This window comes from Psychroserpens sp., assembly GCF_036960315.1.
In the GTDB taxonomy this organism is placed as follows: domain Bacteria; phylum Bacteroidota; class Bacteroidia; order Flavobacteriales; family Flavobacteriaceae; genus Psychroserpens.
Genome location: NZ_JBALVR010000012.1, coordinates 32,383 through 45,318 on the forward strand (window position 1 = coordinate 32,383; position 12,936 = coordinate 45,318).

4 protein-coding genes are annotated in these 12,936 nt (G+C 35.1%); 3 read left to right on the forward strand and 1 reads right to left on the reverse strand.

Annotation, left to right across the window (positions count from 1 at the left end):
- The first annotated feature begins 1 nt into the window (after position 1).
- The 3 genes from V7719_RS16535 (at position 2) to V7719_RS16545 (ending at position 11,934) form a co-directional block, all read left to right on the forward strand.
- Positions 2–2,602, forward strand: a complete 2,601-nt coding sequence (locus V7719_RS16535) for a PorP/SprF family type IX secretion system membrane protein (RefSeq protein ID WP_335731056.1) — start codon at positions 2–4, stop codon at positions 2,600–2,602.
- A 71-nt stretch (positions 2,603–2,673) separates the two neighbouring features.
- Positions 2,674–10,896 (forward strand): T9SS type B sorting domain-containing protein, encoded by an 8,223-nt coding sequence (locus tag V7719_RS16540; protein WP_335731057.1) that lies wholly within the window; start codon positions 2,674–2,676, stop codon positions 10,894–10,896.
- 30 nt (positions 10,897–10,926) lie between these two features.
- On the forward strand, positions 10,927–11,934 hold the full coding sequence (locus tag V7719_RS16545; protein WP_335731058.1) for a PorP/SprF family type IX secretion system membrane protein: 1,008 nt from the start codon (positions 10,927–10,929) through the stop codon (positions 11,932–11,934).
- A gap of 3 nt (positions 11,935–11,937) precedes the next feature.
- On the opposite strand, the gene V7719_RS16550 is transcribed toward V7719_RS16545, so the two are convergent.
- Positions 11,938–12,747, reverse strand: coding sequence for a winged helix-turn-helix domain-containing protein (locus tag V7719_RS16550; RefSeq protein WP_335731059.1), 810 nt, complete (start codon positions 12,745–12,747; stop codon positions 11,938–11,940).
- Between the last annotated feature and the right edge of the window lie 189 nt (positions 12,748–12,936).

Genomic DNA, 12,936 nt, shown 5'->3' on the forward strand with positions numbered 1-12,936 from the left:
TATGAAAAAACATCTTTTTGTTTTAGTATTATGTATCTGTTCTATACAGATGTTCTATTCTCAAGAGGATGATGGGGTCGTTGCGTTTAAACTTCCCGTTAGAAACTCATTAACCTTTAACCGCTTTGCAATCAACCCTACTTTTAGTTTTGTAAGAGAACAAACACAATATATTAGTATTTTTAATAAAAGAGAATGGGTACAATTTGAAGATGCACCACTCACCTATTTAGCAAGTTATTCTGGAAGGTTTGGTGAAAACATTGGAGCTGGAATAGGATTGTTTCAGCAAAATTATGGTGTTCTAACAACCTTTGGTGGTACTTTAAATTTCGCATATAACGTTAGAATAGCAAGAGACAATAACCTTACGTTTGGTATTAATGTTGGTGCCTATAAAAGCGGAATAAATACAGGAAGCGTCATTACCAATTTTGATGATCCATCTCTACAAAATGTCCCTGACAACTTATTGTTGACCATTAATCCTGGAATTAACTACGGAACAGTGTTTCTGGATTTTGGTGTATCGATAAACAACTTGGCCTTATACAATTTTGAGTCATCTACCCTTATCGAAGATAATCCTGAAGAAAGTATTCAAGCGCATATCATGTACACAGGCTACATGAATTCTAGAGGCTTTTTTGATGAAAGTAAATTTTCAGGTTTGTTAAAATCCGAATTCAGAAAAGATGAAACCGTTGTTTCTGCAATAGTAATGCTTACTGTTCCCAAAGGTATCTGGGCGCAAGTAGGTTATAACTCGCTTTATGGTGCTTCAGGTGGTATTGGTATAAACATTACTTCTCAGATTGCTATAGAGTATAATTTTGAGAAAGCCTTAGGTGATTTAACCGAATTTGGTCCATCTCACGATATCACATTGGCATACCGATTTAAAAGTAAAGGGAGATACGGTTACAGTAGTGGTGATGAAGTTAGTGGATTATTAATATCTGATGATAAAAGAAAACCTGTCGTGTCTAAAATTGATAAGGACAAAGCAGAAGCAAATCGCAAATTATCTACTGAAAGAAAAGCCGATGCAAAAGCCCTGCTATTAGCAGAACAAAGAGCAATAGCTGAAGCGGATGCACAAGCTAAACTACTGGCAGAACTAACAGCTCAGGAAGAAGCTGATACACAAGACAAACTACTAGCAGAAGAGAAAGCTAAAGAAGAAGCTGATGCACAAGCTAGACTATTAGTAGAACAGAAAGCTAAAGATAAAGCTGATGCACAAGCCAAACTATTAGCAGAACAGAAAGCTAAAGAAGAAGCGGATGTACAAGCTAAACTACTTGTAGAACAGAAAGCTAAAGACAAAGCGGATGTACAAGCTAAACTATTAGCAGATCAGAAAGCTAAAGAAGAAGCGGATGTACAAGCTAAACTACTTGTAGAACAGAAAGCTAAAGATGAAGCGGATGCACAAGCTAAACTACTTGTAGAACAAAAAGCTAAAGATGAATCGGACGCACAAGCTAAACTATTAGCAGAACAGAATGCTAAAGATGAAGCGGACGCACAAGCTAAACTATTAGCAGAACAGAAAGCTAAAGATGAAGCGGATGCACAAGCTAAACTATTAGCAGAACAGAAAGCTAAAGATGAAGCAGATACACTAGCCAAACTATTAGTAGAACAAAAAGCCAAAGAAGAAGCAGATGCACAAGCTAAACTAATAGCGGAACAAAAAACTAAAGAAGAACTTATTTCTAATCCTAAGGATGAGCTTGGTAAATCTATGTATGAATTAACACAGCAAACAGAAGACACTAAAGTAACTCAAAACGAATTATTAAAACAATTTGATGATATCGTTGGGATTAAAGACCAAGACCTTAAAGATTTGAAAGAGGAAAATGATTTAAGTGAACAAGGCATTGCAGTTAAACAAAAACCTTTTAAGAGTATAACTGCTGAAAACAATGCTATAAATGTTATTAAAACAAATTTGGATGATGTCATCAAAACACGTAATGAAAAGATTGAAGAATTGAAGTCTTTGTATGATGATAAATTCGAAGGAGACACTATTACCAATGATGATGTGTATTTATATTATCAAAAAGCTTTAAAACGCTTGGAGTCTGAACAATCAAAAGCTATTAAAGCTAGAGCTAACCTAGTTATAAGATTAGAGGATATTAGAGTAGCAACCGAATTTGAAAGAAGACGTCGAATTAAACGTGCAGCATTTGATAATGAGGAAGAGCGTTATTCACAAGACAGGGCAACTTTGCAAAATATAAAACAAGCAACAGCACAAAGTAGTGTTCCTCTGAAAACAGAAGATTTTGATTTTGGTGAAGAGCAAAGTAATAACATCCAAATTCTGAAAAATGTTCAAAATATTGAAAATGGATATTACCTAACTATAGCTGTACATACTGATGTTGAAAAGCGAAATGATTTTATAACTAAAGTCGTTGCATCTGGACGTTCAAACGTTGACTTCTTTTATGATGTCAACACGAGTAAGTATTACATTTATTACGATAAATTCGATAGTATCGAAGCCGCGAATGAAGGATTGAAGTCAAAAGGAAACAGACCATATAACACAAAAATGTCCCTCGTTAAAATAGAGAATTAAAAATATAATAAGGCCCTATTCTATTCTTAGCATTGCCCAAGCTGGAAATAGAATTAAAAAAATTAAGTATCATGAAAAAACCTACTTTTTCTAGAATCACAATCATTGTTTCATTATTGTTTTTAGGCCTACAATCGTATGCTCAAAATTATGAGCCATTTACACCAAGGTTTAATCAGGATTTAAAAGGTGATATCGTACTTATTGGTAATAATATTCTTGGGCCAGATAATAATGCATTTAATGATAATTCAGTATATAATCATAATGTAGATATGCAATATATCGATATTGATGGTGATGCTACGACCTTTAGTTCTACTAGTGCGGATTTAGATATTCCGAATCCAAATTGTTATAGAATTATATATGCTGGTTTATATTGGGGTGCTGTGAATCCTGGAGACGATCCAATCACCGAAGTAAAATTTAAAGGACCTACAGATACTTATAATGATATTCAAGGAACTATTATTTATGATGCCAACGGAACCACTGTAGATGGAGGCGATAGTTTTTCATATGCATGCTTTGCTGATGTAACCTCTATCGTAACCAGTTATCCTACGGGTTCAGATTTAGGAACATACACCGTTGCTAACGTGTCTTCTGCCTTAGGAGAAACGGCAACGTTTGATCCGTTTAATGGCACTGGTCAATCGGCCGGATGGTCACTCTTTATTGTTTATGAAGATCCAACTTTACCTGGAAAATCAATTACCAGTTTTGATGGCTTTAGTGCGATTAGTGTACCTGGAAATAATACATCATTGGATATTCCAGTTGATGGATTTAGAACTGTTCCTGCTCCCGCTCCTGTAAGAGCCAACTTCGCTTTTGCTACACTTGAAGGCGATAGCCCAATTTTAGGGGATCGTTTAAGACTTAATGGTGTGAGTTTATCTACTGTTGATCGTCCTGTAGCTAACTTTTTTAATAGTTCGGTAACACAATTGGATGCTACCCCTGTAAATAACAGAGTCCCAAATAGCTCAAATACTTTAGGGTTTGATACTGGAGTAATGGCAATTCCAAATCCAGGGAATTCTGTAATTGCAAACGACGCTACTTCTGGAATCATTCGATTAGAGACTAGTGGCGACACATATTTTCCATATTTCTTTGCCTTCGCTGTAGAAATTATAGAACCAAATATTGTTCTCACCAAAATTGTAGAAGACGATGCCGGAAATGATATCGGTGGTCAAACAGTTAGTCTTGGCTCTTCATTAAATTATGTCATTGGCTTTCAAAATACAGGAAACGATAATGCTACTAATTTTCAAATTAGAGACATTCTTCCTATAAATATTATTTTCAATTACCCAGCTGATTTGGTACTTCCACCAGGAGTTACTGTTGCTAGTTATAATCCTATAACGAGAGAAATTATTTTTGCTATAGAAGATTATTTAGTTGAAGAGAATGATCCTGTATATGAAATCCGAATTGAAGTACAGGTAGTTGATACTTGTAATCAGCTAGCAGATGCATGTTCAAACCTTATTAATAATCAAGCTTTTGCAACGTATAACGGATTCTATAATCCGACATTTCAAATTTCTGATGACCCAAGTTTAAATAGTAATACAGGATGCCTATTATCACCACAAGCTACAAATTTCTTAACAGATCTCGATTGTGTGTTTTCGGAGGATATTGTATTATGTGGTGATAGTGTAGATTTAACAGCCGCAAATGATTATGATTCATATTCTTGGTCTACAAGTCCTACAGGAACTCCTATAATTGGAACTACACAAACGATTACTGTAACAGATACAGGAACGTATTATTCATCCAACACAGCTATTGCGCCTTGTCAATCTATTCAACAAGTATATGTTGTAGAGGTTTTCGGTGGAACTATTGAAAACCCTGTTATTCCTTATGCAGATGAAGTTGTCACCTGCCCTAACGATGGAAAATTATTACCAAATATATTTTTATGTGGAGCTAACGATTCAAGATTTATTCAAACAAATATTTCTGGAGCATCATCAATTATATGGGAACAACTAGATGAATCAAGCTGCGCTGCAGTTTCCAACCCAGATTGTGCTAATGAAGACGATTTATGCACATGGAATGAAGTAGGAACTGGACCAGATTTCTTAGCAAATACTTCAGGTCAGTTTAGACTAACCATAAATTTTGCTGGTGGTTGCTTTGTTCAGTTTTATTTTAATGTATATCAAAATTTATTAAACGCAACAGTAATTGCTACAGATATCATTTGTACAACACCTGGAAGTATAACCGTAAATAACGTGCCAACTGGTTACGAATACAGTTTGGATGGTACAAATTATCAAACGAGTAATGTATTCACTGTAACTACTCCTGGAACATATACGGTATATATTAGACAAATTGGTATTCCAACAAATCCATGTGTCTTTACAGTACCAGATGTTCAAATTAGAGATCGTGATTTTACGGTTTCGACGACCATCCTTCAACCACTCTGTAATGGAGATAAAGGTAGTATTCAATTGGCAGCAAATGATGTGGATCCTCAATATTCATATGCCTTATATGATGGTGGAACATTAGTTAATAGTGTCGGTCCAATTTTAGAGAATACGTATATATTTGAAAATTTAAATCCAGGAACGTATACAGCTACAGTAGAAACTGAAAACGGTTGTTTCTATTCTGAAGATGTTACTATTATAGAACCGCCATTATTAACAGTTACAGCTGCGATTACTATTCCGTTAACCTGTACAGATGGCGAAATCACAGTATACCCTGAAGGAGGAACACCTCCATATTTCTATTTTGTGAATGGTTCTACAGATTTCCAAACGGTACCTGAAATTGTAGTGACTTCAGCTGGAGTATATGATATTATTGTTATTGATTCTAATAACTGTAGCGCTAATACAACAATATCAGTCGATGCAATAGCAGAACCAGAGTTTACTATTGCAACAACAGATATATCTTGTGGTGGTTTAGGAAATACCGGAACAATTACTATAAATGTAACGGCTACTAACGGAAACAATTTAGAGTACAGCATTGATGGTGGAACTACTTTTGTGAATTCACCAATTTTTACTGGTCTTACAGCAGGTGATTATGATGTCGTAGTTCAATACGGAATTGGTTCATCAATATGTGGTTCAACTGTTCAAACAGTTACCATAGTTGAGAATATTGCAATCTCAGGTACTGCCGAGTTAACCTCAGATTTTACATGTACAGGAACTGGAACAATTACAGTAACTACAATTACTGGAGGAGACGCACCATTTACCTATAGCATTGATGGTGTAAACTTTCAAGCTGGTAATACGTTTACTGGATTAACTTCGGGAACTTATACAATTACCATAAAGGATGCCAATGATTGTACCTCAATTACCAATGAAATCGCCATAGATGCATTAAATCCTCCAACAGATTTAACTTTTGACAATTCACCTATAACTTGTCCGTCAAATACAACTACAGTCACTATAACTGGAGTAACAGGTGGTACAGGAATTTTAGAATATCAAATTATAGCACCAGCGGCAAATGCAACCCCATATCAAACTTCAAATACATTTTCTGGATTAGAGCCTGGCACGTATACATTTCAAGTTAGAGATGAAAATGAATGTGTGTACAATGAATCATATACCATTGATCCAATTCCAACACCAGCGGTTTATATTGTTTTAACTCAAGATTTAAACTGTACTATTTCACCAGATGCTATTATAACTGGAACTATTACAGGTACTGCTCCTTTTACATATGCTGTATCTGTAAATGGAAGTACTTACACTTCATTAGGAGCTACTGGAACACCATTTACTTATTCTACACCTAATGATGGTATGTATCAATTTGAAATTACAGATGCTAATGGTTGTACTGCAGAATCAAGCATGATAACAATAGAACCTCTTTCGCTTCCTGTTTTGACCCTTGTAGCTCAAACACAACCTGTTTTATGTAATGGAGATTCTAATGGCGCCATTGACATCACTATAGATACAACAGTTGGAACACCTCCTTTTGTAATAAACGTTAATAACGATACTACTGGAACAGATTACGGAACACAAACTTCTGGGTTAACAGCAGGTACGTATACTATTACGTTAACAGATGCGAATTCTTGTGAGGCTACTGATACAATTACCATAAATGAACCTGATCCTATTATAGTTGATTATAACACTATTGATATCACTTGTGGTGCTGGTGGTATTTCACAAGGATCTATAATTATAAATTCGGTGACAGGCGGAACTTCGCCTTATAACTATTTTGTAACAGGAACTAACGGTTATTCTAACTCAGAACTTAATACCACTGGAACAACATCAGTAAGTTTTAATGTTGTTGATTTTGGTTTATATGAAATAAACGTGGTAGATAGCAATGGTTGTTCTGTGTTAAATCAGGATGTTCTTGTCGCCTCTCCTCCTACCGATTTAGATATTTTAGTAACGGCTACTGTTGATTGCGCTATTGGCGGACAAGCTGTTGTGAGTATAGGTTCTACTTTAAGTAGTGCTGGACCTTTCTTTTTTAGTATTTATCAAGGACCATTATCTGTGTATCCTAACCCTCTAGGATCATGGATTCCAGAAGACTCAATTGGTAGTCAATCGGCAACTTTCAATGGTTTGACTCCTGGTGTCACTTATACATTTATCGTGTATGATGCATCAACGCTTTGTAGTTATTATGAACCAGCCACGGCTCCAATACCTACAAATTCAACTTTAACACTAAGTGCCGTAAGTTCAAATAATATAACATGTACTGGTAGTGATGATGGCAATGTGTCTTTTACAATTAATAGTACTTATGGAACTGCAGTAAATGTTGATTATGAAATATTTGATTCATTAACTTTAGTTTCAACTGGAGTAACTGGCTCTGGAACCGTTCCTGCAAATGGGACGCTTTCAGTAACAAACTTAGGACCTTTACCTTTCGGTAATTATTTTGTTTCAATTAGTGAGACTTCAGGTTCTAACTCAGGTTGTGGTGTTGTAACTACACCTTTCAATATTACTGAATCTGCAATATTATTAGACTTGGCGGTTTCCGTAGATCAAAATGCAAATTGTAATGCTAATTCAGGAGTTATAAGCGCCATAGCGCAAAATGGCACTGCTCCTTATCAATATCAGATAACGACTACGCCCTCTGCTCCATTGGCCTCAGATGTGAATTGGGCTTCAGCAAGTGTTTTCAATGCAGATGCAGGAAACTATTATGTTCATGTTTTAGATGCTTACGGATGTATCATATCTAGTCCAGTTGTCGTATTACCAATGGATGCTACACCTGTTATTTCAGCAGTAGTCAATAATACATGTACAGTAACTGAAGGAAATTATGAAATCGATGTGACTTTAGATACAGCTGGTATTTCACCATACAGTTTCAGTATTGATGGTGGCGCTTTTCAAACGCAAACAGCACCATTTAGCATATCGAATCTATTTTCAGGAACACATACCATTGAAATACAAGATGCAAATGGTTGTGGAAATCTAGTATCAGTTGATATTTCAGCTCCAATAGAAATAACACCAAATGTTACAGCATTACCATCTTGCAACAATGATGATGGTGAGATAACACTAACAAGTTCTGGAGGTTCGGGATCGTATACCTATAGTATTAGTCCAAATCCAGCTTCTATATTATTAAGTGGGAATGTATTTACTGGTGTTCCATCAGGAATTTATACAGTAACAATAACAGATACAGTGACGTCTTGTACAGAAGATGTTACCATTTCTTTACAAGAACCTGTAAATCCAACATTTACTACTACTCCGACAGCAGTAACGTGTTTTGGAGATAATTCAGGATCATTCGAAATTAATGTAAGTGGTTATTCTGGCGCATATACGTATGAAGTATTTGATACTGCTTCAACATCAGTTTTTGGTGTCATAAATGCAAATACATCAACAAACCCAATAACAGTCTCTGGAATGTCTGCTGGTACTTTTTCAGTAGTGATTACAGAAACCGAAAGCCCATTTTGTTCTGCAACGTCTACGGTAATTATTTCTTCACCAGCTGAAGCCTTAACATTAATAGCGACAGAAACATCTAATGTCTCATGTGATAATAGTCAAGGCACTATTAATGCTATTGCAAATGGTGGATGGGGAGATTATGAATATGAATTGACTGGAGCTGCAACAGTTGCTTTTTCACCGGATGGTACATTTACAGATTTATCTGCAGGAAATTATACAGTAAATGTTATGGATGCCGAAGGTTGTATCGCTTCTGTAAATATATTTCTAGTTGAACCAACACCAATAGATGCTACATTTACACCTAGCACAACATTGTTGTCATGTTTTGGAGGTCAAAATGCTACGATAACGATAAGCAATGTTACTGGTGGTCAAGGAACGGAATACATCTATACCCTAAATACTATTTTGCCTACGCCAAGTTCTTCAGGTCCGCAAACTTCAAATATGTTTGGTGATTTAGGAGCTGGAACGTATTCTATAGTTATCAGTGATGGGAATGAATGTTTCTTCACTTCAGTTGATATTGTTATCGCTCAACCTAGTCCTATACAAGCAACTTTAGTAAAAACGACAAACCAAACCTGTTTAACCGAATCTGCGCTTACATTAAGTGCAACTGGTGGAACAGGATTATATACCTATAGTAATGATAGTTCATTCACAACTATATTAGGATCGTTTAGTTCTTCAACAACATTTTCTGTACCAGTTGGAACTTATCAATATTATGTGAGAGACATCAATGGTTGTATCGCTAACGTGTCAAATGAAATTACAATCGACCCACTACTTCCTTTAGACATTAATTTGGAATCTATGAATCCGACAATTAATTGTGCTGGAGATAATAATGGATCTATAGTAGCAACTGCACAAGGCGGTTTAGGGAATTATATTTACACTTTGGAAGATACGTCAGGAAATACAATTCCTGCAACACAAAATAGCCCAGGTATCTTTACCGAATTGGTTGTTGGAACTTATGTTGTATTCGTAGAAAGCGGAGATTGTGAAATAGCATCTGCTCCTATTTCTATTACAGAACCTACAGCGCCTTTAACTATATCTTTTACGGTTACTGACGTGACATGTAGTGGTAACAATGACGGCGTTTTAGAGATCAATGCAACAGGTGGTACTGGTATCATTAAATATGCGATTTCGCCTCAATTAGATCAATTTTTTGAAACCAATATTTTTGAAAACTTAGCCCCTGGAAATTATGATGTTATTGTTCAAGATGTATTAGGTTGCTATGAAATTTTCAACTTTACGATTAATGATCCTGTTCAAGTTATTCTAAGTATTGTACCAAATTCGTTATTTGAAGAAACCTGTGAAGGTGAAGGCAATGGTGAATTTAGCGTTGATATTTCTGGTGGAACTTTACCTTATAGTGTTAGTCTAGATGATTATGATGGCACTTACATTACTGGAGCTTCTGGACAAACAGAATTCAGTTTTATAGGATTAAATGGTGGCGATCATATCGTTTATGTAAGAGATGCACAAGGCTGTGAAACCGAATGGAATATTACATTCCCAGATCCTGTGACTATTAACCCAATAGTAGCGGTTGAATATATATGTGAAAACAATGTAACACTTAATACAGTTACAGTTAGCGTTGATGTCAGTATAACTGATCTTTCACAATTAGACTATTCTCTTGATGGAGGCGCTTACCAAATAAGTAACATATTCACAAATGTAGTTCCGGGAACTGATCACTATATCGATGTTAGACATACCAATGGTTGTATTCAAACCACTGAATTCTTTGATATTGAAACATTTGATCCTATATCATTAGTATTAGTTGAAGGCGGAGAACAAGGCGAAATAATTGCAAATGCAGCTGGTGGTACTGGAGAGTATCAATTCTCATTTAATGGTGAAGATTATGGTACAACAAATGTTTTCATCGTAACCGAATCTGGAGTATATACAGTAATTGTTACAGATAGTAGTGGTTGTCAAGCAATGGCAGAAATTGAACTAGAACTTTTAGGCCCTTGTATTCCAAACTATTTCACGCCTAATGGTGATGGTGTTGTCGATACTTGGTCGCCAGGTTGTGTAGAAGATTTTCCAAATCTCACATTCGATATTTTTGATAGATATGGTCGTAAAGTAGCGACCTATCGTGTAGGTGAATTTTGGGATGGTAGATACAAAGGAACAGAGCTTCCTACAGGTGATTATTGGTATGTAGTTAGGCCTAATAATCCAACAGTTAATAAAGAGTATGTTGGACATTTCACCCTTTATAGGTAATACCACTAACGAATTAAAACAGATTACAAAATGAAAAATTTTATACTATATATTCTTTTCTTCGCCTTTACAGCTTTTAGTTATGGGCAAGAATTAAATTTACCTGTATGGACACAATACTTAGCAGATAATGACTTTGTGATTTCTCCTACTTATGCTGGTATTGGAGATAATTTGAAGGTTAGAGCTAACGGACTTACGCAATGGGTTGGCATTAAAAATGCACCAGACAATCAGGCGTTATATGCCGATTTCAGAATTGCAGATCAGTCAGGTGTTGGTATATCTATGTATAATGATCGAAATGGAAATACACGTCAGAAAGGAATAAAATTCTCTTTTGCGCATCACATTATTTTGGATTATACATCGAAGCAGTATTTGTCTTTTGGACTTTCATACAACATCAATAGTTTTAGAATAGATATCGAAAACTTCCAACCTACTGAAGACATACCAATCGTAGATCCAAGTATTGTTGATGATAGATCTATATCAAATCACAATTTTGATGTCGGTCTTTTATACCGATTTAATAGATTCTATTTTAGTCTAAATGCGAACAATATATTGGATAAAAAAATAGAAAACTTTAATGGTTTTGAACCAAATAGACTTCTGAATTACCAAGCATACACTGGATATATATTTACAAATAAGGAGAATAAAAATGTTGAATTTGAACCTTCTGTGTTTTTCCAATTGTTTAATAGTGATGGGCGTTCGGCTACCGATGTCAATTTCAAATACAGAAAGTTTAATAGGTCTGGAGATTACTATTGGATAGGTGCTTCTTATCGCTTTATAAACGATCAATATTTAAAGCCTCTAAATATTGGACCAATGGCAGGCTTCATGAAGAATAACTTCTATTTTGCCTATTCTTATCAATTAACTATGAATGACCTTTCTGGATTTAATTCGGGTACACACAGTATAACTATAGGAATAGATTTTCTGCAAGGTATTAGTGAATGCGCTTGTACAAAAGGGACGAGCTATAGAAAGTATAAGAATAATGGTAATAACCGAAATTAGAGATTAACTAATCTCTAATTTATACCCAACACCATGTGCATTGGTGATTTTAATACGATCATCATCTTGAAGTTTTTTACGCAATTTTGAAATATAAGTATCCAAACTTCTGCCAACAAAAACGCCATTATCTTCCCATACTTTTTTTGTGAGTTCATCACGTTTGATGATTTGATTTGGATTGGCTACAAAAATAGTTAAGAGTTCACATTCCTTTTTTGAAAGACTAATTTCTGTTGCCGCTTTTACAAGTTTGTTTTGTTCAGGGTAAAATTGAAAACTGCCAATTTCAGAATAGCTTGTGGAACTTCCGTTTGAAATTTCCGAAGACTTTGTTTTCTTTTTAAAGTGATAAATTAAAAATATTAGAAAGCTAGCAATTAAAATATAGACCAGTGCACTACTATTACTAAAGAATCCACTACTCTCATTTAAAAAAATAACTTTAACAGTATAGCATCCTTCTGGTAGAAAACGTCCAGCACAAGGAATAATAGTTCGTTCCATCACCTTATTCATTTCATAGCTATAGGCAACTTCATCATCTGAGCATTGGATAACTTCAACACGATAATTTTCAGATAAAGCAGCAACATTAAAACTACTATCGATGACAGTCACTAACTCATTAGGTTCAAATGATAGTGCATTCTGAAATGCTAATTGATAAGCAAATGATTCTGTTTCAACAATAGGTAAAATGATAGATGTAGAATCTTGTTGTCTAAGCAATAATTGATTACCCGCTTCGCGTAATGCTACTTTTATTTTTCCTGAATCGTCGGTTTCTGATTTACTTGAGCATGATATCATACTGAGTAAAATCAGAAAAACAAACACACCGCTAATAAGATAAAATTGTCGCTTTCTCATAATTTGATGTAAATAACATAATATTTCAGGACTTTTTGCAACTGTTGACACTTCTTTTGCATTTTTTTGACACTTTTCACTTGTGCTGATTCTAGTTTTACATCAGAAATCAAAACAAAAAATTAAACA